Source organism: Pseudoalteromonas sp. S1727 (genome assembly GCF_005886375.1).
Taxonomy (GTDB): Bacteria; Pseudomonadota; Gammaproteobacteria; order Enterobacterales; family Alteromonadaceae; genus Pseudoalteromonas; species Pseudoalteromonas haloplanktis.
Window position 1 is genome coordinate 21,956 of record NZ_PNDT01000073.1, and the last position, 21,537, is coordinate 43,492.

A 21,537-nucleotide genomic window follows, 5' to 3' on the forward strand; every position below is an offset into this window, starting at 1 on the left:
TTCCAAAAATACTACGACAAGTGGGGATCTTTATTCCTAAAAGCTCAACGCGTCCTAATAAGTATGAGAAATATTTTTCTAATTTACCTATACTATGTATTAGTTTATAGACAGTAGAACGTGTTCGATGCCAAATAATACCTCCTTTAACCGTTTAGTAAGTGGCAATAAAGTCTTTCTGATTGCACTATTAGCTTTTTGTATCTTGTTGGTCCCCACTCTTTATATTTTTGAGTTAAAAACGCGAAAAGATGTCTACCAGTTAGCGTATGCTAATCTGCAAGAAGAATTAGATACGAAAAGCCACGCATTACGTGAACAGCTGCAAAACAGTATAGCGACAATTAAATTTTTTAATGTGACGCCACCCGTTTCTGGCATTATGCGTGCCGCCGCTAATAATTCGGTTGATCCTGAGTTAAAAACACCGATGGAGGTGTGGCAAACACGCTTAGCTGAAATATTTACTGGATTTATGCAAACTGACGGTGACTTAGCCCAATCACGCTATATTATGCTGGCTGAGCAAGGGCAAGAGATTGTCCGCATTGACAGAACCGAGGAGGGGCTAATCCGACTTACAGACTCTCAATTGCAAAAAAAGGGGCAACGTGATTATGTAATAGAAGCAAGTAAGCTTGATGAGAATTCGGTGTATATTTCTCCGATTAACTATAATCGCGAAAACGGCAAAATACAGGTTCCATATGTCAGTACCTACCGTGTTGCAAAACCTGTTTTTGATAGTAATGGGCAAGTCTTTGGTATTCTTGTTGCTAATTACTTCGCTGAAGCACTCATTAACAGCTTAACGTTTAATACGCCTAATGGGATCAACCTGTATTTACTGAATAATAATAATCAATTTTTATATCACCCAGAGCCAAACTTACAATTTGCGTTTGAATTTGACCAGACTACAAATTGGTTTGATGAATTCTCAACCACTCAACTCATGAGTCAATATACAGCATTACCACTGACTGAACTGCCATCGCAGTATTACCTCAAAAGAGAGATTTCATTTGAGGGGAAAGTTGAAATGTTGCCACTTACATTAGCGGTTTCAATAGACACAGACTATTTACTTAATGAAGTAACACAGCGCAGAGATAACTTTATACTGATAGTTATCGGACTATTTTCAACGCTGTTATTTTTGGTGTGGTTATACCAGCGTTATATAAATCGTAAATTAGAGTTACATTCACTAAAAGAGCAAAATAACAAAATCATTGAAAACTCACTGGATGCAATTGTTACTGTAAAAGCTAATGGCGTGATCTGCCATGCAAACCAAACTGCAAAAACGGATTTTAACTTAGTGGAAGGAAAAGTAGTTTTTAACGAGTTGTTTCAATTAAAAGATAAAGATACATCGTGTATTGCAAACACGATTATTGAAGGGAACAAATCTTCTTTTGAAGGCATATATATAGCAGCCGATAACCAAAAACATTACTATTCAATCACTTTAACAGCTGTTTTTGATGTGTTTAGCCAGCAAACACAAGTAGCTGCTATATTGAGGAATATTGATTCACTTAAAAAAACACAGGTTGAGCTTAAGAAACTTAACGAGTCGTTGGAACAAAAGGTAGCCCAGCGCACAGTTGAATTAGAAACTGCAATTGAAGATGCACTCGCAGCAAGCCAAGCTAAAAGTGACTTTGTAGCAAACATTTCTCATGAAATACGTACACCGATGAATGGTGTGTTAGGCATGTTAGACATGCTAAAAGATGATTCCCTTAATGAAGAACAGCAACATTATCTAAAGTTGGCTAACAACAGTGCTCATTCTTTGATGACATTAATTAATGATATTTTGGACTTTTCTAAAATTGAAGCGGGTAAACTGGATATTGATAACCATAGTTTTGACATTATCACCGTGTGCAGTGACATGATCACATCGATGGCATTACAGGGTCAACGTAAAGGCTTAGAAGTCATTCTTAATACCAATAAAGTGATTGATCGTTTAGTGGTTGGTGATAGCCATAGGCTGAAACAGATCCTGATAAATCTGTTAAACAATGCGTTTAAGTTCACCCATAAAGGCGAGGTAAGTTTAAGTTTAGATGTTAATTATCTAACGGATGATAAATTAATTATGAGCTTTGCAGTCACTGATACAGGAATTGGTATTGAAGCTGCGAACCAAGACAAGTTATTTGATCTGTTTACCCAAGAAGATACCAGCACGACACGCCATTTTGGGGGAACTGGCTTAGGATTATCCATCTGTAAGAAGCTAGCTCAGTTAATGGGAGGGGACATAACGGTAACAAGTGAGAAAGGGAAAGGCAGTTGTTTTACCGCGTTCGTTGAGTTGCATGTCGCAGCAGAAAAAAAACTTAACACACCGATAGAGTTAATCAATGATATACAAGTTGGTGTACTGATTGATAAAGACAGTGTGTTTAATAACCTAAGTAATCTACTAGTGAAAAACTGTAACGTTAAAGCCAATAATATTCAGCGCTTTGATTACCTTTTACAGCATCATGAGCTGAACGTGGACCTTCTCGTTATTGACAATGAACACCCTGAACTTGATAAGTTGATCGCCTTGTGTGAGCAGCTAAACAAGAAATACATGCTTATTTTAAGAGACTTATTATTAAATAAGGAAGTTAAAACAAGTTACCCGGAAAACTGTCATGTACTTAATAAGCCCTTAACGCAAGATCAGCTGAGTTTTAAATTAGCCAGTCTTTTTGGTACTAGTAAGCGTTTTTTACTGCCCGCGCAAAAGCCATTAAAAACAGACGAAGTAGAGATAAACCTCTCACAATTTAATGTACTTCTTGTTGATGATAATATGATCAACCTTGAAGTAGCCAAAGCAATATTAAAAAGGACAGGAGTTGCTATCACTTGTGCAAGTGATGGTTGTGAAGCCATTGAAACATTAAAATCACAGCAAACTACATCTTTTGATTTGATTTTAATGGACTGCCAAATGCCAAACTTAAATGGCTACGATACCACTGCCGCTATTCGTAAGGGGCACGCTGGTACTGCTTACAAGCAGGTTCCCATCATTGCCATGACAGCCAGTGCTATGGCTGGCGATAGAGAGCGCTGTATTTCAGCCGGAATGAATGACTATATAACCAAACCGATAAAACCCGACACATTAAAAAGTAAATTAATTATGTGGTTAAACCGTTAATTGAGTGGCACTTATATAGTGCATTAGTTAAGCAAAGTAAGTGATTTAACACTCTTACTTTTGGGTTTCTAAACAGAAATTTATTGAAAATTCTTTTTGACCGTTTTTATAAATTGACGGTCAATTCTAAATCAATAAACAAATTCGTTTACTTCGTCTGTCGATGCGGCTGTTAAGCAAGTAGCTTACGGCAAACACATATTGGGATGCTACGCGATAACCTTTATGTTATTAGCGAAGTATTTGTGATATTCCTCTAAAGCGCAGCGTCTCTTAACCTCTTTGTGAATAATTCACTAAATTTTTTTGCACAAAGAGAAGGGAATGAGAAGTAAATGAGGATTAACTTAAAGGCTAATATGAGCATGCGTAAAACATGATGCATTAATTAGAGTAAGCCCTTATTACCTCAAGTATGCCACTCAAACACCTGTCATACTTTCCAAAACCCCCATTAGAGCAACAGCAAATCCGCTTTTTATATTTTACGTAAAATCAAAGTAACTAATTGAATCAAAATAGGAACTCGGCTATGGTTAATGCATAAATAAAAATAAATTTTAAACGAGTTATTCTACAGGCTCGTTAGGTCTATAGGAGAGTTTCGTTGAAACTTCATTATTTGGTACTTCTTTTTATAATCTTTGTTAGTGGATGTTCATCAGTCCCGAGTGTAAAACTGAAAAAAGAAAATTTCGATCAGTTACAAACTATAAAGCTTGAAGCCAGCCCAAACGATAATTCAATGCTAACAGCTATAAGTACGGTTGAAGTTCAATGGACAGGTGTCAGTTATTATTATTCTGGAACTGCTAGTGACGGCTTAGGAGTTAGAGAGCTTGCGTTAAAATTTATGAAAGAAAATCATATAAGCTTAAATGAGATCGTGCAGAATCAATTCATTGAAAAAGTAAAAGCTGATAACCTTAATATTAACTTTGATAGCAATTCTCAAAATAAGTTAGTGATTACACTTAATGTTGTAGTTTTAGGTATGGTTCATGGTTTTTCTGACGAGTTCAATTCTCGCTTTAATATCGCTGCACAGCTATTCGATAGCTCGGGTAAAATCATGTGGTCTTATAATGCGATACCAATTTCTCCTGTCGCCCCTGGATACTCAATAAAGCTAAAGGACTTGTTTTTATCAAAAGAATCAATGGTTAAATTTTTAAATGCAGCCTCAGAACCTATAGTTCAAAAGCTGTATGACGATTTTAAAAGGGATCTAGTTTAGGCCTCACAAAAAACATCATGGTCAGAATTTTATTCGCTGAAAAAAGTGCTCCTAAAATCCCCATATGTTAAGCGTTATCACCGTCTGCTCACAGCACATTAGTAACGGTCAGGCTTGTTTACGTCCTGTTAATCGAATCTGACGGTTTAAGTTAAGGCTTATTCAGCTAATAATTATTCACCTAACAATGTTCACCTAATAACAAGTGTAAATCGCTGCGTTCAATACAACGCTTTCAATTATCTTTTATTCTTGCCACTTCCAAGGTATTTCAACGTATTGTTTTGCCAGTTAATCGAACTAGACTTTTTATTGATCAAAAGGCTGATACACTGGGTATTATAATAGAAATAATAATTAATTAGGTGAACTTTTGAAATTTCGCGTGCTTATAACTTGTGTTTATTTTAGTTGTGCTGCGGTTGTACCTTCGGCACTGGCTGCTAATGTACTTGTAGAACGTGTTGCGATGGAACATGCCAATGAGCAAGTGCAAGCAGTTGGCAATGCAGAAGCTATCCGCTCAGTTATTCTCTATCCGGCTGTGGGTGATAAAGTGACGGCGGTACATTTTAAACCAGGTGATAAAGTAACTGCGGGTTCGGTGCTTTTAGAACTGGATTCGCGCAGACAAATTGCTGCCTTGAATGAAGCAAAAATAAAGCTTGCCGATAGCGAGCGTATTCAAACCCGTTTGCAACAAAGTCATGCTAAAGGAGCGGTACCGCAAAGTGATTTAGACGATGCTAAAACCGTGTACGAGTTAGCAAAAGTAGCCGTCACTAAAGCTGAGACTGAGTTACAAGACCGTCAAGTCCGTGCCCCTTTTAGTGGCACAATGGGGTTGACTGATGTGGAAGTCGGCGACCGCATTACAACACAGACAGCCATAGCAAGTATTGATGATACCCAACAACTCTACATTAATTTTAATGCACCAGAATCCGCAATTAGTATGCTCAGAAGTAGCGGACAAGTGCGCGTTATTCCATGGCAGGGTAACAAGGCAGTCAATGCTAAGGTTGCTTATCTTGATTCACGTATTGATCCTCAAACCAGAACGCTGCGGGTAAAAGCAAAATTAGACAATAAAAACGCACAATTTTTACCAGGTATGAGTTTTAGAGTTCATATAGAAATACAAGGTGAGCGCTTTGCGGCAGTGCCTGAAGCTGCTTTGCTTTGGGGCGCAACAGGTCCATATGTATGGAAAAGTGTTGAGCAAAAAGCCACGCGTGTGGATGTTAAAATTCAGCAACGTTTAGCAGGACGTTTATTAGTCTCAGGCCCGTTATATAAAGACGACATTTTGGTGGTTGAAGGGGTGCAACGGCTTCGTCCCGCACAAGCTCTTGAATTTGTGCAACCACTTGCAACTGTGCAGGAGTAGCAAATGCAATCACCTATGATGCAAGACTTGCCTTCAATGGCAATTCGTCGTCCAGTATTAATAGTCGTACTCAATTTATTAATTATAATTGCAGGGATAGCTGCAATCGCGGGTGTTGAGGTACGTGAATTGCCCGATGTTGATACCCCCAGGATCACAGTATCGGCTTCTTTTCCGGGCGGCTCACCGGAGACCGTTGATACCGAAGTAACTAGCAAGTTAGAAGGTGCCGTTGCACGAGTCAGTGGGGTTAAAACCATTCGTGCGCAGAGTGAAGAAGGCAGCGCACGTATTGTGGTTGAGTTTCGTGCTGGTGTCGATCTTGATGATGCTGCAAATGAAACGCGTGAATCCGTAGCGCGAGTGCAACGTGAGTTACCAGAAGAGGTTGAACGAGTTTCGATTATTAAAGCGGATAACGATGCCGAAGCTGTAGTATCGTTAACCGTTTCAAGCGAGTCTTTAGCGCTTGAGGCTTTGACTGAATTAGTTGAAGTGGATTTGGCCCCACAGTTTTTAACCATTCCAGGTGTTGCTGATGTACGCCTAAATGGTGACCGCAAACGAGTGTTAAGAGTACGATTAGACCCACTTAAATTAACCAGTTTTAATTTAACAGTACCTGATGTTGCCCAAGTGCTGCGCCAAGCTCCATTTGACGTACCAGCAGGTAGTTTAAAGTCAGCCGATCAACAGATTATTGTCCGTGCAGATGCAACCTCAGTGACCGCAGAGCAGGTAGCAGATATTATTATTCGAGATGGTACGCGTATTGGCGATATTGCAGCTGTGTATTTTGGCCCTGCGGATCCACGCTCTATGGTACGTTTAAATGGCCAGCCTGTGATTGGTATGGAAGTGATCCGCCAAGCACAGTCAAACACCATTGAGATATCAGATGAAGTGTTAAGTTTATTAGCGAAAATGCAAACGCGTTTTCCTGAACTAGAATTTACTCTGACATCAGATGATGCGCAATTTATTAGAAGCTCAGTTGATGAAGTGATCTCGTCGTTAGTATTAACCGTGTTACTTGTGATAATTACGTTGTGGGTATTTATTGGGTCATGGCGCGCGACTTTAGTTCCAGCATTTGCAATTCCGGTTGCTTTGGTTGGTTCACTAGCCTTGATTTGGGCACTGGGCTTTTCAATTAATATACTTACGCTTTTAGCATTAGTACTTGCAACGGGCTTGATTGTTGATGATGCGATTGTGGTCAGCGAAAACATTCAACGACAACGTGGTTTAGGGCTTGGTCGACGTGCAGCTGCAGTTATCGGCACACGGGAAGTCTTTTTTGCCGTTGTGGCCACAACGGCTGTTTTGGCAGCAGTATTTGTCCCTATCGCATTTTTACCCTCAACCGCTGGGCGACTATTTAGGGAGTTTGGTGGGGTACTTGCAGGTGCTGTGATCATCTCAAGTTTTGTCGCGTTATCTTTGGTTCCTGCATTAACCTCAAAGTTAAAATTAAAGCAAGGAGGTAAACATCCATTTGCAAAAATAGGTCATTGGCTTGCTAATATTTACACTAAAACCATTCATTGGGTACTTGATCATGCATGGCTCACTTTTGCTGCGTGCGTATTGATTGCAGCCGGTTCTGGCGCATTGTATGTCAATTTAGATAATGAGTTATTACCATCAGAAGACCGCGGTAAAATTCGTATCTTTGCCCGTGGGCCCGATGGCGTTGGTTTAAATTTTATGGATCGCCAAGCAATGCAAATGGAAGACATTTTATTACCGTACGTAGAAAGTGGTGAAATAGAATCTATTTATACGGTCGTAGGGCAATGGGATCCAAATATCGTGTTCATTACAGTGCCATTAAAGCATTGGGACGAGCGTCATTTTACTCAGCAAGAGATCATTAATAAAATTCGTGCACCACTGGGTAATGTCCCTGGTGCTGCTGGCTATCCTAACGGTTCTAATAGTTTAAATTTACGTGGCCAAGGAGGCGGAATTGAGCTGGCGTTATTAGGGCAAGATTACTTACAAATTTATAAAGCGGCGCAGCAACTTGCTGCCCAAGTTGAGCAACAAATTCCTGCAATTGATAATGTTAGGATTTCATATCAACCTTCACAACCACAGTTACGGGTTAATATAGATAGACGCCGCGCTGATGAGTTAGGTGTTTTGTTGAGTGATATATCAGTCACTTTGCGTGCTGCTATCAATGGTGATGACATAGCCGATCTAAATATTGGTGACCAATCAGTGCCGATAATGCTGCAATCACAAAATCAAACCATTAACGATCCGAGTGATTTAGCTAATCTTTATGTCAGTGCTGCAAATGGGAGACTCGTACCATTGAGTAGTGTGGCCACAATTAGTGAAGAAGGGGTTGCAGCAGAACTTGAACGTCATGCACAGCGCCGCGCCATTGAATTAGATATGGAATTACCAGAAGACATGAGTATTGCCGAGCTTGTCTCGCAGTTACGTGAAATTGCTGAGCAAACATTACCAAGTGGCATTAGCTTAGCATTCAAAGGCGAAGCGTTAACGTTTGAAGAAACCTCTAATGAAGTGTTTATTACGTATATATTGGCATTTTTAATTGTCTTCTTAGTCTTGGCCGCACAATTTGAAAACGTAAATAGTGCGGTTGTAGTAATGGTCACAGTACCATTTGGCATCACCTCTGCAATCTTAGCGCTTTACCTGACGGGGACTTCATTGAATATTTACTCACAAATAGGCTTAGTGATGTTAATAGGTTTAATTGCTAAAAATGCGATTCTACTAGTTGAGTTTGCCGATCAACTACGAGATCAAGGTTTATCAGTTCGCAAAGCCGTTGAGCAAGCGGCATTAGTGCGCTTAAGACCGATCACGATGACTTTAGTATCAACCTTGCTCGGTGCATTGCCGTTAATATTATCAACCGGTGCAGGGGCCGAAGCACGCAATGCAATTGGTTGGGTAGTATTTGGTGGGCTATCACTTGCGGTATTGTTTACCTTGTATTTAACACCGGTGATATATTTAGGGCTTGCACGTTTTACTTCACCAAGAGGCGATGAAAGTAAGCAGCTTGAACAAGAGTTAGCGAATGTTTAAGTAATTTATTGGGTAAGTAGAATAACCAATTTTATCAATCGGCTAGCTTATACCTAGCCGATTTTTTGTGTTTAAAATAAAGAAAAATTAGTATTAAACCTATCGGTCTAATCTTTAATTGGCAGTAGACAATCAAGAATTAATGACATTGTAATTTTAATTTGACTTTAATCTAGCTGTCATCTGAATGTGTTTTAACGTATCTGTGGTCTATCTTTAGTATAAGGCAAACAGAAGGATACTTATAACATATGAATTTTACATCAAATGCAAAGTACGAGGAGATCGCAAGTTTAATAAACCGTTACCATGCAATTCGACAGCATAGCGTTAACTTGATAGCTGAACTGTCAGCCGAAGATTGTCAATTACAAGCGATGGCTGATGTAAGCCCTAGCAAGTGGCATTTGGCTCATACGACATGGTTTTTTGAGACATTTTTACTTACTCAACAACAAGCGCAATACCAAGTATTTGATAGCGCGTTTAAAGTGCTTTTTAACTCGTATTACAATGGGATAGGCGATCAGTACAGCCGTGCCAGTCGAGGAGCATTGTCGCGACCTAGTCTAGAGAGTGTACTTGGTTACCGACGTTATGTAGATAATGCTGTATTAGAATTTCTTAACCAAACAATTCATGTTAGTAAAGAGATTGCCGATATTATTGAGCTTGGTCTTAATCATGAACAACAGCATCAAGAACTGATGTTAATGGATATTAAATACAACTTTTCGATTAACCCACTATTTCCTCATTACTACGATAAAAATAACAACCCTGTAGCAGTTAGCCAAAGCCAAGTGAGCGAACTCAATTTTGTGCCATTTTCGCAGCAAATAATCGACATTGGCGCAGCTGAGAGCGACTTTAGTTACGACAATGAACGACCAAAACATCAAGTGTTTATTCAGCCTTTCAGGTTCGCTAATCGCTTAATAACCAATGGCGAGTATCTTGCATTTATGCAAAGTGGTGGTTACCAAAACCCAGAACACTGGCTAAGTGATGGCTGGGCGCAGATAAATAAAACGCATCAAACTGCGCCGCTTTATTGGCACAAGATAAATAATGAGTGGTTTGAATTTACCTTGCATGGATTGCAACCGCTAGCACTTGCAGAGCCAGTAACTCATATTACCTTTTATGAAGCCAGTGCCTATGCCCATTATTGTAATGCACGTTTGCCAACAGAGTTTGAATGGGAATATGCAGCGGCGCATACATTAGAAGATCAGTTTAAACAAAGCAACAGTGCAAACTCAACAGCACCTGTTATAGAGCAACTTACTGAACATTGTTGGCAGTGGACAAACAGTGCTTATTTGCCGTATCCGGGCTTTAAGCCAGTTGCAGGTGTCGCGGGGGAGTACAACGGTAAATTTATGGCTAATCAGATGGTATTACGCGGTGGCTGTAAATTTACCCCGAAAAATCACTTAAGACTCACTTATCGCAATTTTTATTACCCATATCAAGCGTGGATGCGCAGTGGCATTAGACTCGCTAAGGATTGATTATGAGCCAAATAACACAATTAATGACAAACAAAGTAGATACTCAGTTTTTAAACGATGTTATAGCCGGGTTATCGCAACGACAAAAAAACCTACCCTGTAAATACTTTTATGATGATGTAGGGGCTGCTTTATTTGAACAGATCACTGAACTTGATGAATACTATGTGACCCGCACGGAGCTAAGTATTTTAAGTCAATATAGCCAAGCCATTGCACAGTTGCTACCTGATAACTTATCAATAATAGAGCCCGGTTGTGGCTCAGGTAAAAAAATTGCTTATTTGCTGGCGCATTTAGTGAATGTTAAGAGTTTTGTACCATTTGAGATTTCAAGTGAAATGCTTAACTATTCACTGGCCCATTTATCGCCGTTATTCCCAGAGCTTGCGATTGCGCCTTTGCTCGGTGATTTTACACATAGCCAAATGGTCAAGCAGCTCAGTCGCGAAGCGCAGCTGGAGACACAAACTAACTTGGTATATTTTCCAGGTTCAACACTCGGTAATTTTTCACCGGTTAAAGCGATTGAAATCATGAAAAATTTCCATCGCTTGTGCGGTATTAACGGTTATGTCCTCATTGGTATTGATCTTGTCAAAGATCGGCAAGTGCTACTTGATGCCTATGATGATAAAAAAAAGGTCACAGCTGCATTTAATAAAAATCTGCTATTACGGATCAATAATGAGCTCGGTGCAGACTTCAATCCAGAGCAATTTACGCATCAGTCACGATTTAACGAAAAGCTAAGCCGCATTGAAATGCACCTTTCCAGTGACTGCGAGCAGACAGTTAGGCTAAATGGTCAATTATTTCACTTTGCGGAAGGTGAAAGCATCCATACTGAAAATTCTCATAAATACACACTAGCGGCATTTAGTCAGTTGAGTGCTCAAGCTAATTTGCGTTTAGAGCATACTTGGCAAGATCAGCGAGGCTACTTTGCATTGTGTTTATTAAGGCCACTATAGCATTTTAATAAATGATCACACTTTTTCCCGATAAGCAGGAGTGGATCACCGCTTTAGTACTTGACTGTTGTATCAGCAAAGATTGTTTTTTATGTGTTAGTTGTTCTGTGATTGGTGCTATAACGCTCAAAGCTGAGCCTGTAGCACGGTCTTCATTAACACCGTAATAAGGAGCAAAATAACGAAAATACCAAACACCTTGTTGCTCTGTTATATTCGCTTGTTGTAATAAGATCACCGCATTGGCAACATGAGTCAGTTCGTCGATATCGACAATATATGACGTTAAAGGTTGTCGATTATCAACCAACACTGTGATATAGCCATGTTGCTCTGCAGTTTGGTATGTTTTTATTATTTTGCCTTTTATTGCGTTGCTAAGTAGTGGAAGAGGGGCAATTTGTGTGCTTTTTATTGTTGTCATTTGCAACTGCGTTTGCTTACGTTGGCTTTTAATCGAAAATAACTCTTTGTTGTTAGAATAAAAACCTTGTGGGCTTATACCTTGAAATTTTTTTAAAAAGAGTGCTGCTGCCAACGTGCCGTGACCACAGCGGCTGATCTCATGGCTGTGATTAAACCAACGAATAGCGCAGTGACGTTTTTTAATATCCTGTTGTTTTAGAAATACGGTGGCGGGATGCGTGCTGCTACTGGCTATTTTTTGCATCATGGCAGAGGTCAAGCCATTTCTGTGGATGATAATTAATGCAGATGAGCCATAGCATTGGGAATGAGGATCACTAAAAACTGTTTGCTCTGCAGCAATAAGTACACAGCGCAAGGCTGTGTACTTATTAGCTTTTAAGTGAGTGTTATATAAGCAAAGTCGTTTGTTACTTTTGCGCATAGGCGTCGTTATGGATACCAGCGGCACGACCAGAAGGATCGGCATTATTTTGAAATGATGCATCCCATGCAAGTGCTTCAGGTGTAGAGCACGCCACAGACTTACCGTGCGGAACACACTTAGCAGCTGCGTCTCCAGGGAAGTGAGATTCAAAAATACTGCGATAGAAATAAGCTTCTTTAGAATCCGGTGTATTGATTGGATACTTAAATTTAGCATTGGCTAAATCTTGGTCGCTCACTTGTTCAGCCACGTATTCTTTTAATGTATCAATCCAACTGTAGCCAACGCCATCTGAAAATTGTTCTTTTTGTCGCCACAGAACTTCATCTGGTAGGTAGCCTTCAAAGCCTTCACGTAAAATATGCTTTTCAATTTTACCATTGCCGCACATTTTTGCCTCAGGGTTAATGCGCATTGCCACATCAACAAACTCTTTATCTAGGAAAGGTACACGGGCTTCAACCCCCCATGCAGCCATTGATTTATTTGCGCGTAGGCAATCAAACATGTGTAGTTTAGACACTTTACGATTGAGCTCTTCATGGAACTCTTGTGCGTTAGGTGCTTTATGGAAGTACAAGTAACCACCAAATAACTCATCGGCACCTTCACCAGAGAGCACCATTTTAATCCCCATAGCTTTAATTTGACGTGCCATTAGATACATAGGTGTTGAAGCTCGAATGGTCGTTACATCGTAAGTTTCAATGTGATAGATCACTTCCCGTAGTGCATCTATACCTTCTTGAATAGTAAAGTGAATAGGGTGGTGCACAGTACCAATCATATCAGCTACTTTTTGAGCTGCTGCTAGATCAGGTGACCCTTCAAGACCAACAGAGAAAGAATGCAGTTTTGGCCACCACGCATCACTTTCGTCATTATCTTCAATACGCTTAGCGGCAAAGCGCTGGGTGATTGCTGAGATAACAGAAGAATCTAAGCCACCAGAAAGTAATACACCATACGGTACGTCACACATAAGTTGGCGTTTAACGGCAGCTTCCAAGGCATCTTTTACGTCTTCGGCTTTTGCATCATTATCTTTAACGGCATCGAAAGATTGCCAATCACGTTGATAATAAGGGCGTAACTGACCGTCTTTGCTCCACAGGTAATGCCCTGGTGGGAACTCTTCTATGTGTTTACAAATAGGTGATAATGCTTTGAGCTCTGAGGCAACATAAAAATTACCATGTTCGTCATGGCCGGTATAAAGTGGAATTATACCAATATGATCACGGCCAATTAGGTAGGCATCGTGTTCTTCATCGTATAAACAAAAGGCAAAAATGCCATTAAGGTCATCTAAAAATTCAGGGCCTTTTTGCTTGTATAGCGCTAATATCACTTCACAGTCTGATTGAGTTTGAAAAGTAAACTCGGTTTCAAGATTTGCAGCTAATTCTTTATGATTATATATCTCACCATTAACAGCTAGAATATTAGTTTTTTCAGGGTTGTATAATGGTTGTGCACCGCTTGAAACACCAACAATGGCTAAACGCTCATGCACTAAAATCGCTTTTTCAGATGAATAGACACCAGACCAGTCGGGACCACGGTGACGTAATAATTTTGACATTTCAATTGCTTGGGTACGCAATTGGGCGGGATCAGATTTAATATCTAATACACCAAAAATTGAACACATAGTAACTCCTCATTCCTATCATGTGTGCGCCATAGGCAGATTTTTCCTAAACGCGAACCCTTGTTTTAACAGAAATAATTAACTAAGTCACATAGCTTTTACAATATTTTTAGAATAATTTATGCACCATAATGAATGGTGGTGCACCAAAATGATCAGTGAGTGGTGCCTGCTGCTACTTTTATATCCTGTTTTGCACTGATCGCTTCGTTGATCATGACTTTTAATGCACTGAGTAACGTGTCTTCGCTCATGCTGGGTGCGCCATTGTGGTGCACCGCTTGACTAGGTAAATAGGGTACATGAACAAAGCCACCATTAATTTGAGGTTCGTGTTGATTGATATGGTGCAACAGACCATACATCACGTGATTACACACATAGGTGCCAGCCGTATTTGAGATGGCAGCAGGGATCTCAGCCTGATGTAATGCAAGCAACATACGTTTAATAGGAAGATTTGTAAAATATGCAGCAGGTGCATTTGCTATCACAGGTGTATCAATCGGTTGGTTGCCTGCATTGTCATCAATGCGTGCATCATCAATATTAATTGCAATACGCTCAATACTAATTTCGCAGCGTCCACCAGCTTGGCCAACACAAAGCACCAACACAGGATGATGTTGCTCAATCGCTTGATATAGGATTGCCAATGAACGATGAAATTCACAGGGTAATTCTAAAGTGATAACGCGGTGTTTTGCTATCAAACTGTCATCTAGCTTACTGACAGTTTGCCAAGAAGGGTTAATCGATTCCCCAGCAAATGGCGCAAAGCCGGTGAGCAATACACAGGGCATACTGGATGTCAGTTTCGTCATTAAAAACCACCTATAGATTTAACCGCCAACAAGATGAAGGCGGAAGTAGTTGTTCTTTATAGCATGGTAAACGTACTTTACAGCGTATTTTTTAACTTTAAACAAAACACGGTCGTTAATACTTGTTTTTAAGTGCGATAGACAGTTGCTGCATGTGGGCATCAAGTTTAGCTTGTGCTGCATTTGCCGTTGCTAAATCGACATAGCTAAAGTTAATACTGTCACCCGGTTTAAGTTGGGCAAAATGATAAAGATCGGCACTAATTACGGTGCCAAGTAATGGGTAGCCACCGGTCGTTTGACCATCATTAAGCAATACAATTGGTTCACCATTGGGGGGTAACTGGATTGAGCCTGGGCTGACAGGCAAAGACGGTAACGAATGCGAGTGTGTTAATTGATTACTTTGCGTTTGGAGCCTTACGCCCATTCGATTAGATTGCGGGGTTACTTGCCATGTCTTTACGCAAAAATCGTCAAGTACTGATTGCTTAAGTAAGTTTGCGTGTATGCTTGGGTGAATACGAATGACATTACGTTTCGGTGGAGAGAGTGCCCCCAGTTTTGGCCAACTTTGGGAGTAGGGCGTAATACTGAGCGTATCGTTGTCTTTGAGCGCGGCTGCGGTTGCTCCTCCAAAGCCTGCAGCTAAATCGGTCGCACGTGAATTCATTACCTGTTCACAGATTATGCCACCTTTAACCGCTAGGTAAGCTCTAAAGCCATTTCTAGCTGCAGAAAACGTCAATATTTGACCTTGTTTGACTGTATATGTCCAACCAGGGTAAACAGGCGTATCGTCAAGTTTTGCTTTCATATCAGTGCCAATTAAGGCAATAACGGTGTCGCAATTAAATTGTAACTGTGCCAACCCTAACGTTATTTCAATAACGGCATCATTATCATTGTTACCGAGTAAACGGTTTGCGATGGTCATAGCGTAACGATCTACGGCTCCTGATTGAGCAACACCCAAATGGCGAAAGCCAGCACGGCCTTTATCTTGAATCGTCATTAATAAACCGGGTTTTAATACCGTGATCATAAGGCAGACTCCAAACAAACAAATTGCAGTGTATCGCCAGGTTGAATAACACTGGGAGGATTAGCGTGGCAGTTAAATAAAGTAAAATCAGTGTGGCCAATAATATGCCAACCGCCGGGAGAGTCAGCCGGATAGATACCCGTTTGACTAGCCCCGATTGCAACAGAGCCTTTGGTTACATGTGTACGTGGGGTTGCTCTTCGAGGTGTATGTAATTGCTCATTTAACCCATGTAAGTAGACAAAACCAGGTTGAAAGCCTAAGAACAAAACTTGATAGTGAGCACTGCTATGTAATTCAATCACTTGTTTTGGTGATAGGCCGTGTGCATCAGCAACAAAATTCAGATCGGGGCCAAAGTCACCACCATAGTGGGTGATTATTTTATGATGTGTACCTTGATGTTGTTGCGGATCAATCTCATCCCACCACTGTGCTAAGGTGGTTTGCCACTTTTCAAGTTCAGCGGGGTTGCTCAAATAAACAGTGAGCGAGTTCATGGCTGGTACAACATCAATAAAGGCATTGGTGTCGTTACAGCGACTCACCAATGCCCAAATTCTTTTTTGGATTATTAAACTGTCGTCATTTAAGTGTGTTGCATCTAAATGCACACTATTGCTACTGAGTATAACAACAAACACGGTGGCGTTTGAATTCATGGGTGACTATTTTTATTAATTCTTAATCATTCCAAACTAGCACACTCAGTATTAAATGTTTACAGCAATGCGATTAGATTTATGGATTTTAAGACTCAAGCCATGACTGTTGACTCTAAGCGGGGAACGCATAAGCAAAACATGTGCTTATGCGTATAAGGTAGCTTAGTTACTTAACTTCATTACTTAATAGCCATTCGCTTAGTAAACGAACACCGTAGCCAGTGCCACCGGCTGAGATTTCATCTTTACCTTTGCTTGCTAACGCATTACCAGCGATATCGATATGTACCCATCGCGTATCCCCAGCAAAATGTTGTAAAAAGCTTGCTGCAGTGGTTGCGCCTGGGCCACTTGAACCTAAGTTCTTAAGATCAGCTATTTCAGATGATAAGGTCTCTTTATAACCTAAAGGTAGGCGCCATAAAAGCTCATTGACTTGCTTACCAGCAAAGGTTAATTGTTCAACAAGTTCATCGTCATCAGAAAAAACCGCAGCATAATCATTACCTACAGCTTGAATTTTAGAGCCTGTAAGTGTTGCAACATCTATCATGACTTGTGGCTTGAAATACTCTCTGGCGTACCACATCGCATCACTTAATACCAAGCGGCCCTCTGCATCGGTGTTAACAATCTCAACGCTTAAACCTTCTGCTGTGCGTACTACATCGCCAGGTGCTACCGCAAACTGCGATACCATGTTGGCAGCCATACCCATCACAGCCACGACATTTTTATCTGCTTTTGCTAATGCCATTGCTTTGACTGTACCAAGTACGGCTGCAGCACCGGCCATATCTGATTTCATACGTGCAATTGATGCGCCGGTTTTTAAACTGTAACCGCCTGAATCAAAGGTGATCCCTTTGCCGACAAGCGCGATAGGTGTGTCGTTTGAACCTTTGTAATGTGCAACCACTAAACGAGCTCCTTGCTGGCTACCACGGCCAACGGCTTCAAGCGCACCCATACCCAGCTCTTTCAATTGCTGTGGCTCTAAAATGGTGATTTCAACACCTAAAGACTCTAGTTCTTTGGCTGCATTAGCAAAATCTTCAGGAGTCATTTCTGTAGCCACTTCTGATGTAAGGTCGCGTGCTAAAAATACGCCTGCCTGGATGCTTTCAAGTTGTGTGTATTCACGCTTTGTTTGTTTTGCGTTATCAACATCAAAACTATAATTAACTGTCTGAGTATTCGGTTTTTGTTTGTATTTTTCAAAACGGTGATCACGCAAGTTCGCCCCATGGGCAAAGTTAGCTGCTAATTCGCTATTAGTATTTACCCCATTTAATTCATCCATGGCGACTGTGGCAGATACTGTTTTATTAGCAAGTAACTGGGCGTGAATATTGCCACCTAGTTTAGCCATTAATGCTTTATCAAGTTTATCTTGCTCACCTGCACCAACAATCAGTACACGGTTAAAATCACTGTTATGGGGTGCTAATACTTCAACGACACTGGCGTATTTACCATTAAAGTCATTACTATCAATAGCACGTTGTAATTGGTTGTTTAGTGTTTTATTAAGCGATTTAAACTGCTTATTGCTGCCGTCTTGGCTATAAAGCAACACTAATGCATGGGCATTGTTATCTATTTTATTAGTAAAATTAAACTCTGCAGCTAGAGTGTGCGTACTAACAGTAACAGCAAGTGTTAGCGCTGATAAATTGAAAAGCGTTTTCATTGTCAAACCTATATTAAATAAAAGCCTTTTTACCTTATTTAGGTTCGTAGGTTAAGTTGAATTCGGTAAAGCTGCGATATTGAGCGATAAAATAATGCAAATTAATGAAATAATCATTGCAGCTCAAAGGTCTATTAGATTGAAGCTATTTATAGAGTGAGGCAGGGTAATGATGACAGCAAAGAATTGGCTTAAATTAGCTACTTGTAGCGTTTTGTTTAGCGTGGCAAATTATGCGTTTTCGCTTGAAACTGAACAAGCGGGCGATGTTCAAGCAACCATGCATTTAGAAACGATTGTATTAGGCTCTGGTTGCTTTTGGGGAGCTGAAAAACGCTATGAAGCATTAGATGGTGTGATCGATGCAGAATCAGGTTACGCTGATGGTAAAGGGTTCAAAGCAAGCTACCGCAATATTACACAACAATCTCGTCGTTTTGATGAGAATAACTACGCTGAAGTTGTTCAAGTAACCTTCAACAGCACTATTATCAGTGCTGAAGCATTGTTAAAAAATTATTTTGAAAGTCATGATCCAACACAGAAAAATCGCCAAGGAAATGATATCGGTACACAGTATCGTTCAATTATTTTAACAACAACAGCAGAGCAAGCTAATCTAGCCACACAATTAAAAGCGCAGTATCAAACTAAACTAACTGCGGCAGGGTATGGGGATATTAAAACAATCATTAAACCGCTTACTGAATTTTTTCCGGCTGAGGAATACCATCAAGACTATTTGGTGAAAAACCCAAATGGCTATTGCCCCGATCACTCAACTGGCGTGGTGTTTGAAAAACCAACAGAAGAAGCAATTGATAACACGGCATTGCTTACTGGAAAACAGATTGTGGTGATTGATTCTCGTGCGTATTGTCCATACTGCGAGAAATTTAAAAAAGAGGTTAGTAACGATTACAAAGGCAGTATTAATTTAACTTATCGTAAAGCCGACCAACTTGATGGCTTAACAATTAAAACACCGACATGGGCCACACCAACCATTTTGTTTTTAGAAGATGGCAAAGAAGTTTATGGTCGTCAGGGGTATGTGCCTGCGGGCGAATTTTATAAAGCACTGGGGGCGTTCAAGTTAGGGAACAGCGAGGCTTATTCAGTTGCATTTAATGCCAGCACAGATAGCCCATTCTGTAAGCAGTATGATATTTTCAAAAATACCCCTGATGGTATTTTTATCGATAAACTCAGTGGTGTGCCGTTATTTGACACTCGCGATCGCTTTAAATCTGGGACTGGTTGGTTGTCATTCACTCATCCAGTTAAAGACACTGTGACACTGCATGAAGATAATAGCTATGGTATGCAGCGTATTGAAATTAAATCAAAATCTTCTGGTATTCATTTAGGGCATTTATTTCCGGGTGAAGGCCCAAAAGGACAAGATCGCTATTGCATTAATGCAACGGTACTTGAGTTTGTTGCCCGCAATCAAAGCTAATAAAAACATTTGAACAGAAAACCCAGCTTAATGCTGGGTTTAATTTATGAGTATTACTTAAGGTGCTTAAAGGTATCAAGTAACCACTTAATAAACAGTTCAAGTGAGGCATTCGTTTCACTTGGCTCATGCTGCACTAAGTAATATTTATCCTTAGTGACTAATGGTTCTTCGGTGAAATTAAACAACCAGCCTTCATCAAACCATGTTTGACTGATAGGCAAGGGGATCAGTGCAATTCCCATCCCTTGTTGCGCTGCGCGAGCAACACCAAACATACTATCAACCTGGATAATTTGTTTTGGTGAAAAGTCATCTAAACCAGCATGTTCAGCCCATTGATGCCATGCCCAAGGGCGAGCTTTATGCAAAATAAGCGGCACTTGTTGTAATGCTTCAAGTGGATTCTCATGCCATTGTTGCCAGTTTTCTTTGTTACACGCAGGTGAATATTGCAGTGAAAATAATTCGTGCACAACACCTTCAATGGGTTTCGAAGAAGACAACACGATTGATAAATCACTATGGATAGCCAACTCTTTACGGGTTTTCATGGTGTTAAGTTGTAAATTAGTCTTAGGGTGCTCAGTGGTCCACTCGCTGAGTTTGGGCATCAATAATTCACTAGCAAAGAACTCAGGTAAGGTAATGCTGATGGTGACATTTTCTTGCAACTGACTAAATTCAGTGATGGTTTTTTCAAGTGCTTTAATAAGCGGTGACACTGAGTCATAAAAGTTTTTACCCGCAGCGGTTAAATTGATAGAGCGTGTTTGACGTTCAAACAATTCAATACCTAACTGCTCTTCTAGCTGTTTGATTTGGTGACTGACAGCAGACGGCGTAAGATAAAGTAAGTTTGCGGCTTCTTTAAAGCTTAACGTTCTTGCCGCAAAACAAAATGAACGTAATCCTCTAATAGGTGTTTGCATAATCGATGTTAGTAATTCTCAATAACGTTAGTAAAGCAATAACTATCCCAACTTGCAAAGTGTTAGCAAAATTAGTTTGCATTATAGCTATTTTCTGCATCTACAATTAAAAAACAACCAATTTAAGGCTATTTAATTTGTGTGATAGTAGTTCTCAGGTTAATCGTTGTTTTCTCTTTTAGATAACAACAATTCGTTGAGTTCTCCAATTGTAGTACAAATCACAGATATGGGGCACAAAAAAATGCTTTGCTATAATTTGGTGCAGTAAGTTACAGACAAAAAAAATCCCTCTTGCGAGGGATTTTGGGTAACTCAGCGCCATTGGCACTGGGAATGAGGTCGGTACAAGATGAAACTAAGAGATAATTTAAAAAACCATCTCAGGTATTTCACCATCAACAAGCAATTTTCCTGCCGTTTTACTTATTATTTCGTCCACTGATACGCCAGGTGCGCGTTCTAGCAGATGAAATGCGCCGTCTTTTACTTCTAAAACGGCTAAATCCGTTACTATTTTCTTTACACAGTTAACACCAGTTAAGGGTAAAGAGCAACTTTCAAGTAATTTAGAGTCGCCATGCTTACTGGCATGGGTCATTGTAACAATAATATTCTTAGCACCAGCAACAAGGTCCATCGCGCCACCCATGCCTTTGATCAGCTTTTTTGGGATCATCCACGATGCGATGTTTCCGTTCTGGTCAACTTCAAATGCACCTAAGACTGTTAAGTCTACATGACCTCCACGGATCATTGCAAAACTATCTGCACTATTAAATATGGCTGCACCTGTGGCTGCTGTCACGGTTTCTTTACCCGCATTGATCATATCAGCGTCAAGCTCAGCTTTTGTAGGGTATGGCCCCATGCCTAATAAGCCATTTTCAGACTGTAACATAACTTCAATGCCATCAGGTACATAGTTAGCAACTAGGGTAGGAATGCCAATACCGAGGTTTACGTAGTAACCGTCTTGTAGCTCTTGCGCAACACGCATTGCGACTTGTTCACGTGATAATGCCATGATGT

Annotated in this window: 15 protein-coding genes; 7 read left to right on the forward strand and 8 right to left on the reverse strand. The window is 40.2% G+C overall.

What is annotated here, in order from left to right:
- Positions 1 to 127 precede the first annotated feature (127 nt).
- The 6 genes from CWB85_RS15515 (at position 128) to egtD (ending at position 11,377) form a co-directional block, all read left to right on the forward strand.
- Positions 128 to 3,181 carry an ATP-binding protein gene (locus CWB85_RS15515; protein WP_138555382.1) on the forward strand — a complete coding sequence of 1,018 codons (3,054 nt, stop codon included), beginning with the start codon at positions 128 to 130 and terminating at the stop codon, positions 3,179 to 3,181.
- 607 nt (positions 3,182 to 3,788) lie between these two features.
- Complete coding sequence (locus CWB85_RS15520; RefSeq protein ID WP_016709670.1) at positions 3,789 to 4,418, forward strand: hypothetical protein; 630 nt, start codon at positions 3,789 to 3,791, stop codon at positions 4,416 to 4,418.
- Between the two features lie 373 nt (positions 4,419 to 4,791).
- Positions 4,792 to 5,808, forward strand: a complete 1,017-nt coding sequence (locus CWB85_RS15525) for an efflux RND transporter periplasmic adaptor subunit (protein WP_016709671.1) — start codon at positions 4,792 to 4,794, stop codon at positions 5,806 to 5,808.
- Between the two features lie 3 nt (positions 5,809 to 5,811).
- Positions 5,812 to 8,886 (forward strand): efflux RND transporter permease subunit, encoded by a 3,075-nt coding sequence (locus tag CWB85_RS15530; protein WP_016709672.1) that lies wholly within the window; start codon positions 5,812 to 5,814, stop codon positions 8,884 to 8,886.
- A gap of 251 nt (positions 8,887 to 9,137) precedes the next feature.
- Positions 9,138 to 10,403, forward strand: a complete 1,266-nt coding sequence (egtB, locus tag CWB85_RS15535) for an ergothioneine biosynthesis protein EgtB (protein ID WP_138555383.1) — start codon at positions 9,138 to 9,140, stop codon at positions 10,401 to 10,403.
- 2 nt (positions 10,404 to 10,405) lie between these two features.
- Positions 10,406 to 11,377: an L-histidine N(alpha)-methyltransferase gene (egtD, locus tag CWB85_RS15540; protein ID WP_016709674.1), complete on the forward strand. Its 972-nt coding sequence runs from the start codon at positions 10,406 to 10,408 to the stop codon at positions 11,375 to 11,377.
- Positions 11,378 to 11,381: 4 nt separating this feature from the next.
- Here the strand turns inward: egtD and CWB85_RS15545 are convergent, their stop codons facing one another.
- The 6 genes from CWB85_RS15545 to CWB85_RS15570 form a co-directional block, all read right to left on the reverse strand.
- Positions 11,382 to 12,227: a PhzF family phenazine biosynthesis protein gene (locus CWB85_RS15545; protein WP_171039026.1), complete on the reverse strand. Its 846-nt coding sequence runs from the start codon at positions 12,225 to 12,227 to the stop codon at positions 11,382 to 11,384.
- Entirely contained in the window at positions 12,214 to 13,884 is a 1,671-nt protein-coding gene (gene asnB / locus CWB85_RS15550; protein WP_138555385.1) for an asparagine synthase B, read from the reverse strand. The genes CWB85_RS15545 and asnB overlap by 14 nt, the downstream gene beginning before the upstream one ends.
- Before the next feature lie 155 nt (positions 13,885 to 14,039).
- On the reverse strand, positions 14,040 to 14,708 hold the full coding sequence (gene pcp, locus CWB85_RS15555; RefSeq protein ID WP_138555386.1) for a pyroglutamyl-peptidase I: 669 nt from the start codon (positions 14,706 to 14,708) through the stop codon (positions 14,040 to 14,042).
- 115 nt (positions 14,709 to 14,823) lie between these two features.
- On the reverse strand, positions 14,824 to 15,753 hold the full coding sequence (locus CWB85_RS15560; RefSeq protein WP_016709678.1) for a 5-oxoprolinase subunit C family protein: 930 nt from the start codon (positions 15,751 to 15,753) through the stop codon (positions 14,824 to 14,826).
- The gene (pxpB, locus tag CWB85_RS15565) at positions 15,750 to 16,415 is read right to left on the reverse strand and encodes a 5-oxoprolinase subunit PxpB (RefSeq protein WP_138555387.1); all 666 of its coding nucleotides are present in this window, start codon (positions 16,413 to 16,415) and stop codon (positions 15,750 to 15,752) included. Before pxpB ends, CWB85_RS15560 begins: the two co-directional genes overlap by 4 nt.
- 169 nt (positions 16,416 to 16,584) lie before the next feature.
- Positions 16,585 to 18,111, reverse strand: coding sequence for a leucyl aminopeptidase (locus CWB85_RS15570; RefSeq protein WP_138555388.1), 1,527 nt, complete (start codon positions 18,109 to 18,111; stop codon positions 16,585 to 16,587).
- A gap of 169 nt (positions 18,112 to 18,280) precedes the next feature.
- Between CWB85_RS15570 and msrA the strand changes: the two genes are divergently transcribed.
- Positions 18,281 to 19,573, forward strand: coding sequence for a peptide-methionine (S)-S-oxide reductase MsrA (msrA, locus tag CWB85_RS15575; protein ID WP_016709681.1), 1,293 nt, complete (start codon positions 18,281 to 18,283; stop codon positions 19,571 to 19,573).
- Positions 19,574 to 19,626: 53 nt separating this feature from the next.
- Here the strand turns inward: msrA and CWB85_RS15580 are convergent, their stop codons facing one another.
- Together CWB85_RS15580 and CWB85_RS15585 are read right to left on the reverse strand one after the other, a co-directional pair.
- Entirely contained in the window at positions 19,627 to 20,505 is an 879-nt protein-coding gene (locus CWB85_RS15580; RefSeq protein WP_016709682.1) for a LysR family transcriptional regulator, read from the reverse strand.
- A gap of 370 nt (positions 20,506 to 20,875) precedes the next feature.
- A complete protein-coding gene (locus CWB85_RS15585) occupies positions 20,876 to 21,532 on the reverse strand; it encodes a CoA transferase subunit B (protein ID WP_016709683.1) in 657 nt (218 codons plus the stop codon).
- Between the last annotated feature and the right edge of the window lie 5 nt (positions 21,533 to 21,537).